Annotated in this window: 18 protein-coding genes; 11 read left to right on the forward strand and 7 right to left on the reverse strand. The window is 64.1% G+C overall.

Annotated elements, in window-relative coordinates:
- The first annotated feature begins 18 nt into the window (after positions 1-18).
- Positions 19-477 (forward strand): GatB/YqeY domain-containing protein, encoded by a 459-nt coding sequence (locus ACS5Q0_RS09390; protein WP_473126362.1) that lies wholly within the window; start codon positions 19-21, stop codon positions 475-477.
- Positions 478-565: 88 nt separating this feature from the next.
- On the opposite strand, the gene ACS5Q0_RS09395 is transcribed toward ACS5Q0_RS09390, so the two are convergent.
- Entirely contained in the window at positions 566-688 is a 123-nt protein-coding gene (locus tag ACS5Q0_RS09395) for a hypothetical protein (RefSeq protein WP_473126363.1), read from the reverse strand.
- 74 nt (positions 689-762) lie between these two features.
- Entirely contained in the window at positions 763-1,518 is a 756-nt protein-coding gene (locus tag ACS5Q0_RS09400) for an oxygen-binding di-iron domain-containing protein (RefSeq protein WP_473126364.1), read from the reverse strand.
- Between the two features lie 146 nt (positions 1,519-1,664).
- On the opposite strand from ACS5Q0_RS09400, the gene ACS5Q0_RS09405 reads away from it, so the two are divergent.
- Positions 1,665-2,303: a TetR/AcrR family transcriptional regulator gene (locus tag ACS5Q0_RS09405; protein ID WP_473126365.1), complete on the forward strand. Its 639-nt coding sequence runs from the start codon at positions 1,665-1,667 to the stop codon at positions 2,301-2,303.
- 200 nt (positions 2,304-2,503) lie between these two features.
- Here the strand turns inward: ACS5Q0_RS09405 and ACS5Q0_RS09410 are convergent, their stop codons facing one another.
- Positions 2,504-3,091 (reverse strand): cysteine hydrolase family protein, encoded by a 588-nt coding sequence (locus ACS5Q0_RS09410; protein ID WP_473126366.1) that lies wholly within the window; start codon positions 3,089-3,091, stop codon positions 2,504-2,506.
- Between the two features lie 112 nt (positions 3,092-3,203).
- Here ACS5Q0_RS09410 and ACS5Q0_RS09415 point away from each other — a divergent pair, with 112 nt between their 5' ends.
- Complete coding sequence (locus tag ACS5Q0_RS09415; RefSeq protein WP_473126367.1) at positions 3,204-3,635, forward strand: Lrp/AsnC family transcriptional regulator; 432 nt, start codon at positions 3,204-3,206, stop codon at positions 3,633-3,635.
- A 157-nt stretch (positions 3,636-3,792) separates the two neighbouring features.
- Here ACS5Q0_RS09415 and ACS5Q0_RS09420 read toward each other — a convergent pair whose 3' ends face one another.
- The gene (locus tag ACS5Q0_RS09420) at positions 3,793-4,056 is read right to left on the reverse strand and encodes a hypothetical protein (RefSeq protein WP_473126368.1); all 264 of its coding nucleotides are present in this window, start codon (positions 4,054-4,056) and stop codon (positions 3,793-3,795) included.
- Between the two features lie 177 nt (positions 4,057-4,233).
- On the opposite strand from ACS5Q0_RS09420, the gene ACS5Q0_RS09425 reads away from it, so the two are divergent.
- The 4 genes from ACS5Q0_RS09425 (at position 4,234) to rpoD (ending at position 10,412) form a co-directional block, all read left to right on the forward strand.
- Positions 4,234-4,890, forward strand: a complete 657-nt coding sequence (locus tag ACS5Q0_RS09425) for a response regulator transcription factor (RefSeq protein ID WP_473126369.1) — start codon at positions 4,234-4,236, stop codon at positions 4,888-4,890.
- A complete protein-coding gene (locus tag ACS5Q0_RS09430; RefSeq protein ID WP_473126370.1) occupies positions 4,887-6,206 on the forward strand; it encodes a sensor histidine kinase in 1,320 nt (439 codons plus the stop codon). The genes ACS5Q0_RS09425 and ACS5Q0_RS09430 overlap by 4 nt, the downstream gene beginning before the upstream one ends.
- Before the next feature lie 145 nt (positions 6,207-6,351).
- Entirely contained in the window at positions 6,352-8,250 is a 1,899-nt protein-coding gene (gene dnaG, locus ACS5Q0_RS09435; protein WP_473126371.1) for a DNA primase, read from the forward strand.
- A gap of 167 nt (positions 8,251-8,417) precedes the next feature.
- Entirely contained in the window at positions 8,418-10,412 is a 1,995-nt protein-coding gene (rpoD, locus tag ACS5Q0_RS09440) for an RNA polymerase sigma factor RpoD (RefSeq protein WP_473126372.1), read from the forward strand.
- A gap of 47 nt (positions 10,413-10,459) precedes the next feature.
- Here rpoD and ACS5Q0_RS09445 read toward each other — a convergent pair whose 3' ends face one another.
- Complete coding sequence (locus ACS5Q0_RS09445; RefSeq protein WP_473126373.1) at positions 10,460-11,719, reverse strand: MgtC/SapB family protein; 1,260 nt, start codon at positions 11,717-11,719, stop codon at positions 10,460-10,462.
- 192 nt (positions 11,720-11,911) lie between these two features.
- Here ACS5Q0_RS09445 and ACS5Q0_RS09450 point away from each other — a divergent pair, with 192 nt between their 5' ends.
- The 3 genes from ACS5Q0_RS09450 (at position 11,912) to ACS5Q0_RS09460 (ending at position 14,076) form a co-directional block, all read left to right on the forward strand.
- The gene (locus tag ACS5Q0_RS09450) at positions 11,912-12,319 is read left to right on the forward strand and encodes a CidA/LrgA family protein (RefSeq protein WP_473126374.1); all 408 of its coding nucleotides are present in this window, start codon (positions 11,912-11,914) and stop codon (positions 12,317-12,319) included.
- Positions 12,316-13,038: an LrgB family protein gene (locus ACS5Q0_RS09455; RefSeq protein WP_473126375.1), complete on the forward strand. Its 723-nt coding sequence runs from the start codon at positions 12,316-12,318 to the stop codon at positions 13,036-13,038. The genes ACS5Q0_RS09450 and ACS5Q0_RS09455 overlap by 4 nt, the downstream gene beginning before the upstream one ends.
- A 72-nt stretch (positions 13,039-13,110) precedes the next feature.
- A complete protein-coding gene (locus tag ACS5Q0_RS09460) occupies positions 13,111-14,076 on the forward strand; it encodes a cation diffusion facilitator family transporter (protein ID WP_473126376.1) in 966 nt (321 codons plus the stop codon).
- Between the two features lie 46 nt (positions 14,077-14,122).
- Here the strand turns inward: ACS5Q0_RS09460 and ACS5Q0_RS09465 are convergent, their stop codons facing one another.
- A complete protein-coding gene (locus ACS5Q0_RS09465) occupies positions 14,123-14,248 on the reverse strand; it encodes a hypothetical protein (RefSeq protein WP_473126377.1) in 126 nt (41 codons plus the stop codon).
- Positions 14,249-14,498: 250 nt separating this feature from the next.
- Here ACS5Q0_RS09465 and ACS5Q0_RS09470 point away from each other — a divergent pair, with 250 nt between their 5' ends.
- The gene (locus ACS5Q0_RS09470; RefSeq protein WP_473126378.1) at positions 14,499-15,719 is read left to right on the forward strand and encodes an MFS transporter; all 1,221 of its coding nucleotides are present in this window, start codon (positions 14,499-14,501) and stop codon (positions 15,717-15,719) included.
- 8 nt (positions 15,720-15,727) lie between these two features.
- Here the strand turns inward: ACS5Q0_RS09470 and ACS5Q0_RS09475 are convergent, their stop codons facing one another.
- Positions 15,728-16,813 (reverse strand): bifunctional transcriptional activator/DNA repair enzyme AdaA, encoded by a 1,086-nt coding sequence (locus ACS5Q0_RS09475; RefSeq protein ID WP_473126379.1) that lies wholly within the window; start codon positions 16,811-16,813, stop codon positions 15,728-15,730.
- Positions 16,814-16,821 lie beyond the last annotated feature (8 nt).

The following is a 16,821-nucleotide window of genomic DNA, read 5'->3' on the forward strand; positions in this document are numbered from 1 at the left end:
ATTCAAAGGAGATCCGCAATGCTGCGCGAACGTTTCACCGCCGACATGAAAGAGGCCATGAAGGCCGGGGAGAAGGGCAAGCTCGGCGCGATCCGCCTGATCCAGGCTGCCCTGAAGGATAAGGACATCGAGGCCCGGGGCGCGGGCAGGGAGCCGCTGTCGGACGAGGAAATCCTCGCCCTCCTGCAGAAAATGGTCAAGCAGCGCCAGGAATCGATCGCCATGTACGAGCAAGGCGGCCGGACCGAGCTTGCCCAACAGGAAAAGGATGAGGTCGAGGTGATCTCCTCCTATCTGCCCAAGCAGATGGACGAGGCCGAGACGAAGGCCGCGATCGAGGCCGCCATTTCCGAGACCGGCGCCGCCTCGATGAAGGATATGGGCAAGGTCGTGGGCGCCCTGCGCGCCAAATACGCGGGCCGCATGGATTTCGCCAAGGCGAGCGGCTTGGTGAAGGACATGCTGCCGAAGGGGTAATCGCCCCCAGCCGCCAGATGCGCCCTTGCCCGAAGCGAGACTTTGGGCAAGGGCCGCTCGGCGGCTGATCAGGAAATGTCTCGTCCTCTCAGCGCTTTTCCAGAATCGCGGTTCGCCAAGTCGTGCGAGCCTCGACGATCTCGGCCTCCTTCTGGGGGAGGAGGGCGGCGAAGAGACGTGACAGAACGGACGGTAGAACAAATCGGAACATGTAAATTTCCCGTGCCTTGACTTTTCCGAAGAGGCGAGCGCGCCGAAATCTTGAGAGGCTTCCCCCTCGATGGCTTAGGCGGCCTTGCCTTCCATCACCGCATCTCTGAAATCGGTCGTGCGGCGGTCGTAGTCGTCCGCGAGCGCGTGGAGCGCGGCCACACAATCGCCGGAGAACGACGAGCCGTGCATCAGGGCCAGCGTACGCGGTGACAGTTTCGCGAGCTCCCGGATCGTCGCTCCCATGTTCGGGCTGAGACTGGAATACTTGAAGAGATCCTCGCCCGCGATTGCCGGACCGACAATATCGCCGTCAGTCAACGCCGGGCCGTTGCCGGTCTGGGTGAAGAGGTCGCCGCACAGCAGGGTTCCGGTCGATTCCTCATAGATGACGCCTGCATCCCATCCGTGGGGCGTATGCGGGGTATCGATATAGCGGACCCGCTTCCCTCCGCCCAGATCGATCACTTCGCCGTCGTTCAGCACCCGAGGGGCGCGGTCGGCCATGTCGTTGATCGAGATGTAGCAGCCGGTATTGCCATGGGCGAGCTCCACGTTCGGAGCAGCCGCGAGCCACTCGTTCATCGCGCCGCATTCATCGGCCTCGAGGTGCCCCCAGGTCACCCAGCGCAGCTTTTCGAGCGGAATGATCCGGCTCAGGGCATCCCGGTTCAGCGGGAACATCTTCCGCAGGCCGGTGTGGAACATGAGCGGCTCGTCCCCCAGGATGAGGAACTGATTGAACGTGAAGCCGGCCGGCGGAGCGATGTCCGGCACGAAGGTCGAGAGCCTGTAGATGCCGTTGGCAATTTCGCTGATCTTGGTTTCCATCACTTCCTCTGCGCAATGATTGGATGGCTGGTGCGGGCCATCGGGAGAACAATGGACATTGGTGCTTTTTCAGAGTACAGAGGTGTGTAGTCAAAAGTAGAATGCCTGTCAATATAATTGCACAGGCGTGTGTAGCGAAAAAGGTTATGGCACGGAGTTACACTCTCAAACGGCGCGCAGAGCAGCAGGCGGAAACCCGGCGGCGTATCATCGAGGCTGCGGTGGAGATGCACAGTACGGTCGGTCCGGCCTTTACGACCGTCAGCATGGTGGCGGAGCGGGCCGGCGTTCAGCGGCACACGTTCTACGCGCATTTTCCGGACGAGCGCAGCCTCTTCATGGCCTGCTCCGGGCTGACGATGGAGCGCGATCCTCTCCCCGATGCCGCGGCCTGGCGCATGATCGACGACCCGAGCGAGCGGCTCCGGGTCGGCCTCGATGCGGTTTACGGCTGGTACGGGCGTAACGCCGATATGGCCGCATGCGTGCTGCGCGATGCCGAACATCACCCCCTGACGAAGGAAATCACGACGCTGCGCTTCGGGCCGTACATGGCGGCCTATCACGAGGTGCTCGGGGAGGCCTTGAGCACGACCCAGCACGCGATGCTGCAGCTTGCCCTCAGCTTCTCCACCTGGCGGATCCTTGTGCGCCAAAGCGGCCTCGAACCGGACGCCGCCGTCAGCGCAATGGTTCAGGCCATCCGTTGCGCCAAGGACGGTGAGGACAGCTTTTTCCTTCCAGCCGCGAAGAAGGGCAGGGATGTGGGGCGCGCCGCCGGATAGGCCCGGCGCATCGTGCGGACCCGCCGGGTCCGCTTAAACGATGCGCTCTTCGCGTGAGTGGACCCTTAAAGCGGATCCCGTCTTCCGGTCCGGTGCTCTAGAGCCTCGGACGCAAAAGTGGGAACCGGTTTTGCGTGAAAAGAGGCTCACAATCAAAAGCCTAAAGCATCGGGCGTGAGTTCGAATTCACGTCCGATGCTTTAGGCCGCCGCGGCCGTTCCGGCTCCCGCGAGCGCCGCGATCAGTTCCTGGGTCGTGACGACCTGGGCGAATTCGAAGCCCAAGGTCGCCACATGGGTCGCATGGACCGTTTCCGCCGGAATCGTGCCGCCCCTGCCGTCGGGGAGGTCGAAGCAGTCGCAGGCATCCTCGACCAGGATCATGCGGTATCCCAGATTGGCTCCCATGCGCACGGTGGTCGAGACGCACATGTCGGTCGTGATGCCGAAAGTGACGATCGTTCCGGTTTCAAGCCGCCGGAGGCGCAGGTCGAGATCGGTGCCGATGAAGGCCGAGTTCACGCTTTTGATGACGAGGGGCTCGTCGCCTCGTGGGCCGAAGCCCTCCCGGAAGCCGTTGCCCGGCCGGTCGGGGCCGAGGCTCGATCCCGGTTCGACCGAGTCGTGCCTGACATGGATGAGCGGCTTGCGAGCCGTCCTCCAGGCGTCGAGCAGCAGGAGCCCGTTGGCGTCGACGGCCCGGTTCCAGCGGCGCGGCCAGGAGGGATCGTCGAAGGCCTTCTGCATGTCGATGGGCAGAAGGACCGCGTTCGTGAGATCGAGTGCCATTGGAAGCTCCTTGTGAATCCGGCCTTCATCTTCATGAATGTTCGGCCGGTTTCACTCGACAAGATGACGGCTGGACCGGCTAAATGCCGGTCGAAGCACCGTAAGAGGCGTCATGCTGGACGACAAAGACAAGATTCTCGTGGGGGCCTTGCGGAGGAACGCAAGGGAAAGCCTCGTCGGACTCGCGCGCACGGTCGGCCTGTCCCGTAGTGCGACCCAGGAGCGGATGCGGCGCCTCGAACGCGAGGGTGTCATCAAGGGCTATACGGTGGAGCTCGCCCCGGCCCATGATTCCGCCGTCAAAGCCATGATCGCCGTGACCTTCGAGCCGGGCTTTCGCTGCAGGCAGGTGGTGCCCATCCTGTCCGGAATTCCGGAGATCACGGCATGCCACTCGCTGACTGGGGCCATCGATCTGATGGTCATGGTCACCTGCGATTCCAACGCGACCCTCAACAGGATCCGGGATGCCGTTGCGGCCGTAAAGGGCGTGGCCACCGCCACGACCCACATTGTCCTGGCGACGGAGTGGTCGCGGGACTGAAGACCGGGTTCGCGCCCTGCGGCGGGGTGCCGAGCGAGCCTTTCGACGGTGGCGTTCGCAAGGCGTAAGGGGCGATCCGATGGGCCATCCGGTAGAGGAGAGAAAGGCATCCCCGGGACACGCCCGGGGATGCAAGGCGTCAATCGACTCTTCAGGTTCAGCGGGTGGATCCTGTCGAAGTCGGGCTAGTGGTCTTGTGCTTTGTCTGGTTCATCGCCGTGTGATGCCGAGGGGCATGATGCTTGGCCGTATGATGTCGGACCGTTGCATGCTTCTGGACCCGAGGGGCTTCGGACGACATGGAGGGCTGCGAGGACTGGGAGGACTGCGACGGCTGTGACGACGGCGTTGCGGCCTGGGCCGCGAAGGGGGCTGCCATGAGGGAGGCCAGGGCCGAAGCGGCAATCAGGAATTTCTTCATCGGATTTCTCCATTGCATGAAGGTACGCGATCTGTACCTGGCTGCGATGATACTTGGCTCGACTTAGGGGAAAATGAGGACACGCGTGGCGACTTCTCTTGGCCAAGGCGGCAAAATGCATCCTTGAGTGTTCCACTCGTTGGCGCTGAACTCGGATCTGCAACAAGGGCAGGCGGCATGCGGATTCTGCTGGTCGAGGACGATCCTTTGATCGGGCGCAGTTTGACCCAGGCCTTCGAAGGGACGGGGATCGCGGTCGATTGGGCGCGCACGGGCGAGGACGCTCTCGTGGCCCTCAAAGCAATGCCATATTCCGTCGTCCTGCTCGACCTGGGGCTGCCCGACAAGGCAGGTCTCGACGTGTTGAAGGACATGCGGCGTCGCAGGGACACGACGCCCGTCCTGATCATCACGGCGCATGACGACATCGAGACCCGCGTGGCCGGCCTCGATCTCGGCGCCGACGACTTCGTGGTGAAGCCCTTCGACTTCGACGAACTCGCGGCCCGGATCAGGGCTGTCGTCCGCCGTCACGCCGGCCATGCCACGTCGCGAATTCAGTCATCCGAGATCGTGCTGGATCTCGCCGGACACCAGGCCACTTACAAGGGCATCACGCAGCTTCTGCCGGCGCGGGAATTCGCGCTCATGCAGGCGCTGCTGGAGCGGCCCGGGGCCATCCTGTCGCGCAAGCAGCTGGAGGATGCGCTCTACGGGTGGGGGGACGAGGTCGAGAGCAATGCCGTGGATGTCCTGATCTATTATATTCGCCGCAAGTTCGACAACGACATCATCCGCAATGTCCGTGGTGTCGGCTGGATGGTTGCCAAATGAGGCATCGCAGTTCACTCCGCAAACAGCTCACGATGTGGTTCACGCTGCTGCTGATCTCCTTCGGGCTGGCCGGTGGAGTGGGGGCCTACATCGTCGCGCAGCAGGATCCCGACAATTTCCTCGACGATCAGATGCGCGGAATCGCGCTCGATGTGGTCGGCTCCGTCGACGACCTCGCCCAGATGCCCGCGCCTCCGCTGGACGCCGGCGACATGATCGTCGTGCAGGCCTGGGATCCGGATGGGCGCCTGCTCAAATCCTTTCCGCCCCATTTCGATCTGCCGCGTCAAACGAAGACCGGATTTTCGAACTTCACCACGCCGGAGGGGGGATGGCGCAGCTATACCTGGGTCCTGGACGACGGAACCGTTCAGGTTTCACAGCAGTCGCAGGTGCGCCGGGAACTCGCCCTCAAGGCGGCATTGCCGGCGCTCATCACCACTTTCCTGCTCATTCCCATATCCTGGCTTCTGGTGCGCTTGGTCGTCGGCCGGATCCTGAGCCCGGTGGACCATCTCACCCATGAGCTTCTGGCGCGGCAGCCCGACTCGACGCAGCAGCTGTCCTCGTCCGACCTTCCGGGTGAGATCGTTCCCCTCGTCGGTGCGATGAACGAGGCGCTTTCGCGCGTCAGGCTCATGCTGTCCGCCCAGCGGCAGTTTGTCTCGAACGCAGCGCATCAGCTTCGCACGCCGCTCACCGCCCTCAGAATTCAGGTGCGCAACCTGCGCCGGCTGGAGAACCCCATCGGAGCCGGTGATGTGCTCGACGAAATGGAGGTCGGTATCCTGCGGATGTCGACCCTGACCAGCCAGCTGCTGGCGCTCGCCCGCGCCGAAACACTGCCGGCGCCCGAAGCTCCTACACCAGTGCCGTTGTCGGAGGTCCTACAGGAGGCGATCGCCGGCCTGATCCTGCAGGCGGAGAGCAAGGAGATCACGATCTCCTCGTCCGAGATGACGGCCATTCCGATCAGGGCCGAGCGGCACGATCTCGAGATGCTGCTGTCGAACCTGCTCGACAACGCGATCCGCTACACACCGCGCGGCGGGCACGTGGATCTCTCGTTCCAGGCGCAGAACGGGACGGTCACTGTCGAGATCGCCGATACGGGACCGGGAATCCCGGAGGATCTGCTCCCCCGCGTCTTCGATCCCTTCGTTCGCGGAACAGGCGAGCAGGAGGGAACGGGACTCGGGCTCTCGATCGTCAAAGCGCTCGCCGCCCGGATTGGGGCTCAGGTCCAACTGTGTAACAGGCAGAACGGGGGTGGGCTCCTGGCCCGCATAAAGCTGCCGGTTGCTTCAGGCGCATAGCCCAGACGGTACCCATCCATTGACCAGTCCAAGGCAGGGAACGGCGCCGCCCTGTGGATTGCGGGCAAAGAACAGCTTGGCCGTTCGCTTTCCTGCTTCAGCTCTGCCGCCCTAGTTTAAGGAGCATGTTTGGAGTCCGCTGAAGTTGCGCTACCCACCCCAGATCCTCGAAGAGATCCGCGCCCGGCTGCCGGTTTCGGCCGTCGTGGGCAAGCGCGTGCGCCTGAAGAAAGCCGGTCGGGAATGGAAGGGCCTCTCGCCCTTCAACGCGGAGAAGACGCCGTCCTTCTACGTGAACGACCAGAAGCAGTTCTATCACTGCTTCTCCTCCGGCAAGCATGGGGACATCTTCACCTTCGTCATGGAGACAGAGGGGCTCTCCTTCCCGGAGGCCGTGGAGCGGCTGGCGGGAGAGGCGGGGGTGCCTCTGCCCAAGCTCGCGCCGGAAGATCGGGCGGAAGAGGTGAAGCGCAAGACGCTCTATGACGTCATGGAGATGGCGACGGAGTTCTTCGAGGCTTCGCTCCAGGGCCGCTTCGGCCTGAAGCCTCGCGATTACCTGGCGGGCCGGTCCCTGAGCCTGGAGACGCAGAAGCGCTTCCGCATCGGCTATGCGCCGCCGGACCGTTTCGCCCTGCGCGATCACCTGGCCGGGAAGGGCGTCTCCATCGACATGATGGTGGAGGCGGGGCTGCTGATCGCAGGCGAGGACGTGAAGGTCCCTTATGACCGCTTCCGCGACCGGGTGATGTTCCCGATCTGCGACGTGCGGGGCCGTGTGATCGCCTTCGGCGGGCGCGCCATGAGCGCCGATGTGCCGGCGAAATACCTGAACTCGCCGGATACGCCGCTCTTCAACAAGGGACGGCTTCTCTACAATTACCACCTCGCCCGCCAGGCCGCCCATGACCGGGGCGCGGTGATCGCGGTCGAGGGCTATGTGGACGTGATCTCGCTCTCCGTCGCAGGCTTTCCCAACGCCGTTGCGCCTCTCGGCACGGCCCTGACGGAGGACCAGCTGACGCTGCTGTGGAGGCTCTCGGAGGAGCCGATCCTCTGCTTCGACGGCGACAAGGCCGGTCAGCGGGCCGCCTATCGTGCGCTCGAGACGGCGCTGCCGAACATCACCGCCGGCCAATCCCTGCGCTTTGCCCTCCTGCCGGAGGGCCAGGACCCGGACGACCTTGCCCGCTCCGGGGGGCGCAGCGCGGTCGAGCGGGTGCTTGGCGCGGCCAAGCCGCTGGTGGACATTCTCTGGGCGCGGGAGGCCGAGGCCGGGCCGCTCGATACCCCCGAGCGGCGGGCCGGTTTGGAGCGGCGCCTGCGCGAATCACTTGCGCTGATTCGCGACGAAACCCTCAAACGGTACTACCGGGAGGAGATCGAAAGCCGTCTTGCGGCTTTAAGCCCCGATCCCCGCGCCAATCGTTTCAAGCGTCAGGGCGGAGGCGGCCGACGTGATTTCCGCGGCCCCGGACCGACGACGCCGAGCGCCCGTTTGAGCGTGTCGCCGCTCCTGGCGCGCAGCCCGATCTTTACCGGTGGAACGGCGGAAAGTGCCCGGGAAGCGATGATCCTCTGCACCTTCCTGACGCACCCGGACCTCATCCAGAATCACGCGGAAACCCTTGCAGATCTTGAACTTGAGGGGCGCAGCGCCCAGATGATGCGCAGTCTCCTGCTGGACGGCGCCGCGAGCGGCGAACCGGCCGATCTGACAGTGATGCAGGCCCGCCTGGAGCGGGCCGGGATGGCCCAGGCGGCGGACAGACTGAACGCCCTCGTCCGCCCCGGCGACCGCTGGATGCTCGATCCGCACGCGGATCCCTTGCGGCTTGAAGACGCATTGAGGCAAGCCATCACCTTGCATCGCCGTGCGCGCACGTTACATAGCGAACTTCGGGCCGCCGAGCGCGCGCTTGCCGAAGAGGACAACGAGGCCAATCTCGCCTGGCTGCGAGAGGTCCAAAATCAACTGTCCTCCGTCGAGGGTGCCGAGGCCGACTTGGACAAGAACGGGTCCGCTGGGGGAGCCGGCTTCTGAGATCGAGACGAGGCCCTGGCGGGCGGGAGATGGTTAACGGTTAGTCAATTGACTTACTGTTTTATGGTCAGGAATTTCCGGGTGGCCGGGCCCATAGGCCTTGCTGCCCATTCGCGTATCGTAGGTCTCGTTGGGGGGGCCGACGGGGCGCTGGAGTAAGGCAAAGCATGGCAACGAAGGCAACCGAACGGGAAGAAGGCGAGACGACAGCTCCGGAGCAAACGAGCGACGGGCCTCTGCTCGACCTGAGCGATGCCGCCGTTAAACGGATGATCAAGCTCGCGAAAAAGCGCGGGTACGTCACGTATGATGAGTTGAACGAGGTTCTGCCGCCGGAGGAATTCTCCTCGGAGCAGATCGAGGATGTGCTCGGCCAGCTTTCCGAGATGGGCATCAACGTCGTCGAGTCGGAGGAGACGGACGAGGGCGCCCAGGCCGAGGCCGAGGAGGAGGAGGCCGACGGAGGCGACCTCGTCGAGGCGTCCCAGACCCGCGCTGTCGCGGTCCGCGAGACCACGGCCAAGGAGCCGACCGACCGCACGGACGACCCGGTGCGCATGTATCTGCGCGAGATGGGCTCGGTGGAGCTTCTCTCCCGCGAGGGCGAAATCGCCATCGCCAAGCGCATCGAGGCCGGCCGCGAGGCCATGATCGCGGGCCTCTGCGAAAGCCCGCTGACCTTCCAGGCCATCATCATCTGGCGCGACGAGCTCGTCGAGGGCCGGGTGCTCCTGCGCGACATCATCGATCTCGAGGCCACCTATGCCGGACCCGACGGCAAGGGAGCGCCCAAGGTCGACGCCATGGGCGAGGAGGCCGAGGAGGAGGCGCCGGAGGGCGAGGAGGGCATGGCCCCGCCCGAGGGCGAGATGGACGACGACGACATGGAGAACAACGTGTCGCTCTCGGCCATGGAAGCCGAGCTGAAGCCGCGCGTTCTCGAAACCTTCGATTCCATCGCCGACAACTACAAGAAGCTGCGCCGCCTGCAGGTCGAGCATGTGGAACAGCGCATGCAGAACAAGCAGCTGACCCCGGCTCAGGAGCGCAAGTACCGCGAGCTGAAGTCGGACATCGTCGCTGCGGTGAAGTCGCTGTCGCTGAACAACAACCGTATCGAAGCCCTGGTCGAGCAGCTCTACGACATCAACAAGCGCCTCATCTCCCATGAGGGCCGCCTGATGCGTCTTGCGGAAAGCCACGGCGTCGCGCGCGAGGAGTTCCTGAAGCACTACCAGGGCTGGGAGCTCGATCCCAAATGGGTTCTGCGCGTCTCGAAGCTCGGCGGCAGGGGCTGGAAGGATTTCGTCGCCAAGGCGAAGGACGGCATCCACGACCTGCGCGAGCAGATCCACAATCTGGCGAGCGAGACGGGCCTGGAAATCCAGGAATTCCGCCGCATCGTCATGATGGTGCAGAAGGGCGAGCGCGAAGCGCGCCAGGCGAAGAAGGAAATGATCGAGGCGAACCTGCGCCTCGTGATCTCCATCGCCAAGAAGTACACGAACCGCGGCCTTCAGTTCCTGGATCTGATCCAGGAGGGCAATATCGGCCTCATGAAGGCGGTCGATAAGTTCGAGTACCGCCGCGGATACAAGTTCTCGACCTATGCCACCTGGTGGATTCGTCAGGCGATCACGCGCTCCATCGCGGATCAGGCCCGCACGATCCGCATCCCGGTGCACATGATCGAGACGATCAACAAGATCGTCCGCACCTCGCGTCAGATGCTGCACGAGATCGGCCGTGAGCCGACCCCGGAGGAGCTGGCGGAAAAGCTCGCCATGCCGCTGGAGAAGGTGCGCAAGGTCCTCAAGATCGCCAAGGAGCCGATCTCCCTCGAAACGCCCATCGGCGACGAGGAGGATTCACATCTCGGCGATTTCATCGAGGACAAGAACGCGATCCTGCCGATCGACGCCGCGATCCAGTCGAACCTGCGCGAGACCACCACGCGCGTTCTCGCCTCGCTCACGCCGCGCGAGGAGCGCGTGCTGCGCATGCGTTTCGGCATCGGCATGAACACCGACCACACTCTCGAAGAGGTCGGCCAGCAGTTCTCGGTGACTCGCGAGCGCATCCGTCAGATCGAGGCGAAGGCCCTGCGCAAGCTGAAGCACCCGTCGCGGTCGCGGAAGCTCAGGAGCTTCCTGGACAACTGAGCGGATTGAAAAGGCGGGCTTCGAGGCCCGCCTTTTTCATTCCCGGATCAGGCGGCAAAGGCGAACGCCGCGCCCCCCGCCGCAATCGCGGCAAAGCTCGTTCCGGAGACGATCCAACCTGCTTTTGCCGTTCCTAGGCTGAACGTCATACCCGCCTTCACCAGCGTGTTGACGGCAACGGCGACGCCGATGCCGAGCACGGCGGCGCCGGGGGAAATGCCGTCATGCGACAGGCGCGCGAGGGACAGCGTGATCGCATCGACATCGGCAATGCCGGAGAGCGCCGCAAGAATGGTGAGGCCTGCATTGCCCATGACGCCGCTCACCAGCTTCGCCAGCAGGCTGATGACGGCGATCAGCGCAGCCAGTTGCAGGGCCGTGCCGAGGTCGAAGGGGTTTCTGATGTTCAATTGAGGATGCTCCTCGCTCCCACGGCCGTGGGTCAGGAAGAGCAGGCCCGCGATGGCGGCGGTCACGAGGCCGGCCGCGCCCAGGGGCCACGCGAGCGGCAGAAGGAGGGCGTTGTTCAAGGCGCTCGCGATGACGAGGACGCGCACGATCATGACCGAGCCCGAGAGCAGAATGCCGCCGGCGAGGAGGGGGCTCGCCTCCGGATGCTCGCGCGCCATGCGCGAGAGGGTCACCGTCGTTGCGGTCGACGAGGCCAAGCCGCCTGCGAGCGCCGCCAAAGCCACGCCGGCCTGGCTGCCCATGATGCGGATGGCGATGTATCCCGTAAACGAGATGGCCGCGATGATGATCGCATAAAGCCAGATCTGCGATGGATTGATGGCATCCCACGGGTCCACCGTTCTGTTCGGCAGCATCGGGAGTGCGAGGAACGTCATCGCCAGCAGGACGAGGACGGAGCGGATCTCCAGCCACGTCAGACGCCTGAGCCATGAATGAAGCGGCTGCTTGAGGGCGAGAATGAGGGCCACGATCACGCTGGCCGCAATGGCGATCTGCAGATCCCCGAGCACCGCATAGGCACCGAGGGCGAAGGTCAGCAGGGCGGCGACGACGCCCGTGACGCTGAAGTTCCGCTCGCTCTTCGCCTCCAGCCATGCGAAGGCCCCGAACGCGAGGGCGAAGCCGAGGAAGGAGAGGCCGAGAAACACAGGGTTGGTATAGGTCGCGAGGAGCGCCGACAGGGCACCCAGCAAGGCGGTGAGCGTATAGGTTCGCAAACCCGCCGTGCGCTCGCCTTCCTCTTCGTCCCGCTGTTGCCAGCCGCGTTCGAGGCCGACGAGAAGCCCTATGGCAAGCGCAACACCCAGACGCAGAAGAAGAGACGTGTCGTTCATGGCCCAATCTACCTCGGCATCGCTTGTGGAGACCAGGAACGCCGCCTCCCAAGTCGGCCCTTCGGCGCTCTGGTATCACGGCCAAGCTTAGGAGGACAGTCGCGGCAACGCAGCGGCTCAAGAGCCTGCCAAGCTCACGGATGGGCGGTATATAGGACGATATGAATTCACGCGCCGTTCCTGGGGCTTCTCATGATCGTCAGCTTAACCGTCATTCTTCTGTGCCAACTCGTCGGCGAGGTGGTCGTCCGCGGCTTCGGCTGGCCTCTGCCGGGTCCCGTTCTCGGGATGCTCATCCTGCTCGCCGTCTTGAGCCTGCGTGACCGGGTCAAGAAGACACTGCCCGAGTTCGGCCGCACGCTGGACTCGACGGGCAAGGGATTGCTCGCGCATTTGTCGCTCCTGTTCATCCCGGCGAGCGTCGGCGTCGTGCAGCGGCTCGATGTGCTGGAGGCGTACGGCGTCGGGCTCGTCGTCGCCCTGGTCGTTTCGACTTTCATTACGCTCGTTGTGACGGTGGTGACCTTCGTCGTCGTGTCTCGCCTGAGCGGCTCGGCCATGGAAGCCGCAGACGAAGGCAATCTGGGGAAGAAGTCATGACCGATCAGGCTTTCTCTCTGTGGGTTTACCTCTCGCAGACGCCGCTGCTCTGGCTTGTCGTGACGCTGGGGGCCTATGTGGTCGCCGACCGCATCTCGCAGGCCTTCGGCCGCCATCCCCTGTGCAACCCGGTTCTGATGTCCGTCATCGCGGTCGCTCTCGTGCTCTGGGCAACAGGCACGGCGTATCCGGTCTATTTCGAAGGCGCGAAGTTCGTTCACTTCCTGCTCGGTCCCGCCACCGTTGCGCTTGCCATTCCGCTCTACGAGAACCGTCGGATCGTGCTGCGCACTCTCCTACCCATGGTGGCCGCGCTGGTCGTGGGCTCCGTGACCGCCATCGCCTCGGCGATCGCTGTCGCGCAGTTGTTCGGCATGCCCCGCTCCATTCTCATTTCACTGGCGCCGAAATCCGTGACAGCGCCGGTCGGAATGGGCATCACGGAAACGCTTGGCGGCGATCCGGCCCTGACCGCCATTCTCATCATGTTCACCGGCGTCATCGGATCGGTCATGGTGACGCCTCTCATGAATGCCCTGCGCATGAAGGACTGGCGCGCGCGCGGCTTTGCCGTGGGGCTCGCCTCTCACGGGATCGGCACGGCCCGGGCCTTCCAGGTGAATTCCCTGGCGGGCACCTTCGCCGGCATCGCCATGGGGCTCAATGCTCTGGTGACGGCGCTGCTGCTGCCGCTGGTGCTCAAATGGCTTATCGGATGATCGTGACGCCGGGCTGCCGAGGAAACAGATTCCGCGTCCTGCTCGTTTGCCTTGTCGAGGAGCGAGCGGCGAATGGCGGCACAGAATTCATCCAAGAAGGTCATCTATGCGGCGCTCCTGGGCAATCTTCTGATTGCGATCACCAAATTCGTCGCAGCCGCCTGGACGGGAAGCTCGGCCATGTTGAGCGAGGGAGTGCACTCCCTCGTCGATACTGGCAACGAGTTGCTGCTGCTCTATGGACTGCGCCAGGCGGCGCGGCCCGCCGATGTGCATCACCCGCTCGGCTACGGGCGTGAGCTCTATTTCTGGACGTTCATCGTCGCGATCCTGATCTTCGCTCTCGGCGCCGGCGTCTCGCTCTACGAAGGCATCAGCCACATTCGCCGTCCGGCCCCCGTGGAGAACCCAACCGTCAACTACGTGGTCCTGGGGCTTTCGCTCCTCTTCGAGGGCGGGTCCTGGTGGGTGGCTCTCAAGGAGTTCCGGCATGCGAAGGGGAACCTTGGCTATTACCGCGCCGTGCGCGAGAGCAAGGACCCGACGACCTTCACGGTTCTGTTCGAAGACAGCGCGGCCCTCGTCGGCCTGACCATTGCGCTCATCGGCATATCCGCTGCCCATGTCTTCGAGATGCCGGAACTCGACGGCCTTGCCTCGGTCGGGATCGGCTGCGTGCTGGCGTTCACGGCTCTCGTGCTTGCGCGGGAAACGAAGGGACTTCTGATCGGCGAGTCGGCGCGTCCCGGCCTGCAGGATTCGATCCTTCGCATCGTCCAGGCGGATCCTGCCATCGAGCGCGCCAACGGAATCCTCACCGTTCATCTCGCGCCGCGGCAGGTGGTGGCCGCCTTGAGCATCGATTTCCAGGACGATCTGACGACGGCCGGCATCGAGGATTGCGTCACGCGGATCGAGGCGCAGGTGAGGGAGCAGCATCCCGAGATCCGCATGCTCCTGGTGAAGCCGCAGAGCGCTGGAACCTATCGCAAGCGGCACGAGAAGACCGCTGCCCTGGCGCAGGAGCAGGAGCGATGAGGGCAGGGGCGAGCCCCGCCTCATGGTGTCCGCAAGGTCCCTCGGATCAGAACAGGAAGTCCGCTGCGCCGACCATGGCTTTCTGCACGTTCAGCAGCGTGATCGTCTGCCCGTCGGCCTGGATGACGACATCGTCCGCGCACACGTCGCTGTCCGCATTGGCCTGTGCCATGAAGATTGCCCGTTGTCGCTCTCAGGGTCGGCTTATCCGTGCTCCCTTCGTCCCGTCGCACGAATTCCGAATTGGGATGACCTTGTGACGGCGAGATGCGTTTGCGCATCTTTGTAACATGGGTCGTTGCCGATGTAACAACCCTGCCTTGCAGGATCCTATGGGGTCATGGGGAAACAATCTGGTATATAGCCGGTTTGGAAACGCCTTCCCGGGCCGGGCGTCGCTTGGCCTAACCTCAAGAACGCCAATGGACACCAAGTCGCCTGCCTTTGCCGCCGCGCCTGTTCGGACCTCTATCGAGCGGGTGACGATCCCGATCTTGGCGGCGATCAGCATCTCCCATCTTCTCAACGACCTGATCCAGTCCCTGCTGCCGGCGATCTACCCGATCCTCAAGGCGAACTTCCATCTCGATTTCGGCCAGATCGGCCTTCTCACGCTCACCTTCCAGCTCACGGCCTCTCTGTTGCAGCCTCTGGTCGGCACCTATACCGACAAGAAGCCGCAGCCGTTTTCCCTGGTGGTCGGCATGGGCTTCACGCTCATCGGCCTCCTCACCCTGTCCCGTGCGAGTTCCTATCCGCTGCTGCTGATGGGGGCGGCCCTTGTGGGCATGGGCTCCTCCGTGTTCCATCCGGAATCCTCCCGTGTGGCCCGCATGGCCTCCGGCGGGCGGCATGGGCTGGCTCAATCGGTGTTCCAGGTCGGCGGCAATCTGGGCTCGTCGCTCGGCCCGCTGCTCGCGGCCTTCATCGTCGTGCCGTTCGGCCAGGCGAGCATCGCCTGGTTCTCGGGCGTCGCGCTGCTCGCCATGATCATTCTGTTCAACGTGGGGCGGTGGTATCGGGCACGGGTCGCGGACATGAAAGCCAAGCCGCGCGCGGCCGCGACCACATCGCCCCTGTCCCGCAGGCGCATCGGCGTGTCGATCACGATCCTGATGCTGCTCGTGTTCTCGAAAAACTTCTATACGGCCAGCATCTCCAGCTACTTCACCTTCTACCTGATCTCCAAGTTCCAGGTCTCGGTGCAGGAAGCGCAGATCTATCTCTTCATCTTCCTCGGCTCGGTGGCGGCCGGCACGGTCATCGGCGGTCCCATCGGCGACAGGATCGGGCGGCGCTATGTGATCTGGATCTCGATCCTCGGCGTGCTGCCGTTCACGCTGATGCTGCCCTATGCCAGCCTGTTCTGGACGACGATCCTCAGCGTGATCATCGGCCTCGTGCTCGCTTCCGCCTTCTCCGCCATCCTCGTCTACGCGACGGAACTGGTGCCGGGCCGCGTCGGCACGATTGCGGGGCTGTTCTTCGGCCTTTCCTTCGGCATGGGCGGTCTGGGCGCCGCCGTGCTCGGAGAACTCGCCGACCTGACCAGCATCGAGACGGTCTACAAGGTCGTGTCGTTCCTGCCGGCGATCGGGCTGCTCACCTATTTCCTGCCGAAGATCGGGAGGAACCGCGCCTGAGGCGCGGCCTAAAGCGCAAGTTGCGGTTGCTCGGATAGCCGACAAGGCAGCGTGGAACCGGCGGCCATGCGCCGCTCGTGCTCGAGCAGCCATTTCTTGCGCCAGAGCTTGCCGCCGTATCCGGTCAGGGATCCATCGGCCCCGATCACCCGGTGGCAGGGAACGATGATGGCCACTTGATTGGCTCCATTGGCGCGGGCCACGGCGCGTGGCGCATCGAGGCGTCCGATGTGGCGGGCGATCTCGCCATAGCTGCGCGTGCTGCCAGCCGGGATCTGGCGCAGAGCCTCCCAGACGCACGCCTCGAATGCGCTCCCTCGCTGCACGACCGGCACGTCGAAAGACAGGGACCGGCCGGAGAAATATCGCTCCATCTGGCAGGACAGCTCATCGAGAACCGGATTGTTTCCGAAGCAGATCGGCCCGACGCGGGTCTTCAGCCGTTCAATCTCCTTGGGAAGCGCTGCGCGCTCGGAAAATTCGAGAAGGTGAACGCCGCTGTCGTCCGCGATGGCGAGCATGGCGCCGATGGGCGTATCCAGCCATCGGGCCGTGAGGATGCTGCGCCCTGTCGCGCGAAGGGGCGCATCTCCGACGAGCTTCGTGATCGCCTCACGAAACCCGCTCCCGGATTCGTATCCGGCATCCAGTTGCGCGTCCATGACGGATCCTCCCCGTTGCAGGCGGCTGACGGCGTTCCCCAGGCGTTGGGATCGCGCATATTGAGCGAAGGTGACGCCGTACTCGCGTTGAAAGGCGCGACGGACCGTCGAAGGATCGTAGCCGAGGTCCCGGATGTCCGCGGCGCTCCATCGCCGCTCCGGCTCGGCCTTGATTTTCTCGCGCAAGGTATCGAGGGCGCCGTTCGTCGGCCGCTGACGATCCAGCGGCCTGCAGCGCAGACAGGGACGGAAGCCCGCGTTCTGCGCATCCTCGCAGCTTCCGAAGAAAACCACGTTGCCGCGCTTCGGCTTGCGGGCGGGGCAGGTGAGGCGGCAGAAGATGCCGGTGGTCTTCACGCCTACATAGGCGAAGCCCTCATAGGAGGGATCGCGGGCGATCAGGGCGGCAAAGAGAGTGTCATCGCTGTTCATGCCTCTCT

This window comes from Microvirga sp. HS2, from assembly GCF_055792805.1.

Bases quoted from the DNA above. Each gene is read 5' to 3' on its own strand.
- ACS5Q0_RS09390 (WP_473126362.1), top strand. From the start codon at position 19: ATGCTGCGCGAACGTTTCACCGCCGACATGAAAGAGGCCATGAAGGCC.
- ACS5Q0_RS09395 (WP_473126363.1), bottom strand. From the start codon at position 688: ATGTTCCGATTTGTTCTACCGTCCGTTCTGTCACGTCTCTTCGCCGCC.
- ACS5Q0_RS09400 (WP_473126364.1), bottom strand. From the start codon at position 1,518: ATGGAAACCAAGATCAGCGAAATTGCCAACGGCATCTACAGGCTCTCG.
- ACS5Q0_RS09405 (WP_473126365.1), top strand. From the start codon at position 1,665: ATGGCACGGAGTTACACTCTCAAACGGCGCGCAGAGCAGCAGGCGGAA.
- ACS5Q0_RS09410 (WP_473126366.1), bottom strand. From the start codon at position 3,091: ATGGCACTCGATCTCACGAACGCGGTCCTTCTGCCCATCGACATGCAG.
- ACS5Q0_RS09415 (WP_473126367.1), top strand. From the start codon at position 3,204: ATGCTGGACGACAAAGACAAGATTCTCGTGGGGGCCTTGCGGAGGAAC.
- ACS5Q0_RS09420 (WP_473126368.1), bottom strand. From the start codon at position 4,056: ATGAAGAAATTCCTGATTGCCGCTTCGGCCCTGGCCTCCCTCATGGCA.
- ACS5Q0_RS09425 (WP_473126369.1), top strand. From the start codon at position 4,234: ATGCGGATTCTGCTGGTCGAGGACGATCCTTTGATCGGGCGCAGTTTG.
- ACS5Q0_RS09430 (WP_473126370.1), top strand. From the start codon at position 4,887: ATGAGGCATCGCAGTTCACTCCGCAAACAGCTCACGATGTGGTTCACG.
- rpoD (WP_473126372.1), top strand. From the start codon at position 8,418: ATGGCAACGAAGGCAACCGAACGGGAAGAAGGCGAGACGACAGCTCCG.
- ACS5Q0_RS09445 (WP_473126373.1), bottom strand. From the start codon at position 11,719: ATGAACGACACGTCTCTTCTTCTGCGTCTGGGTGTTGCGCTTGCCATA.
- ACS5Q0_RS09450 (WP_473126374.1), top strand. From the start codon at position 11,912: ATGATCGTCAGCTTAACCGTCATTCTTCTGTGCCAACTCGTCGGCGAG.
- ACS5Q0_RS09455 (WP_473126375.1), top strand. From the start codon at position 12,316: ATGACCGATCAGGCTTTCTCTCTGTGGGTTTACCTCTCGCAGACGCCG.
- ACS5Q0_RS09460 (WP_473126376.1), top strand. From the start codon at position 13,111: ATGGCGGCACAGAATTCATCCAAGAAGGTCATCTATGCGGCGCTCCTG.
- ACS5Q0_RS09465 (WP_473126377.1), bottom strand. From the start codon at position 14,248: ATGGCACAGGCCAATGCGGACAGCGACGTGTGCGCGGACGATGTCGTC.
- ACS5Q0_RS09470 (WP_473126378.1), top strand. From the start codon at position 14,499: ATGGACACCAAGTCGCCTGCCTTTGCCGCCGCGCCTGTTCGGACCTCT.
- ACS5Q0_RS09475 (WP_473126379.1), bottom strand. From the start codon at position 16,813: ATGAACAGCGATGACACTCTCTTTGCCGCCCTGATCGCCCGCGATCCC.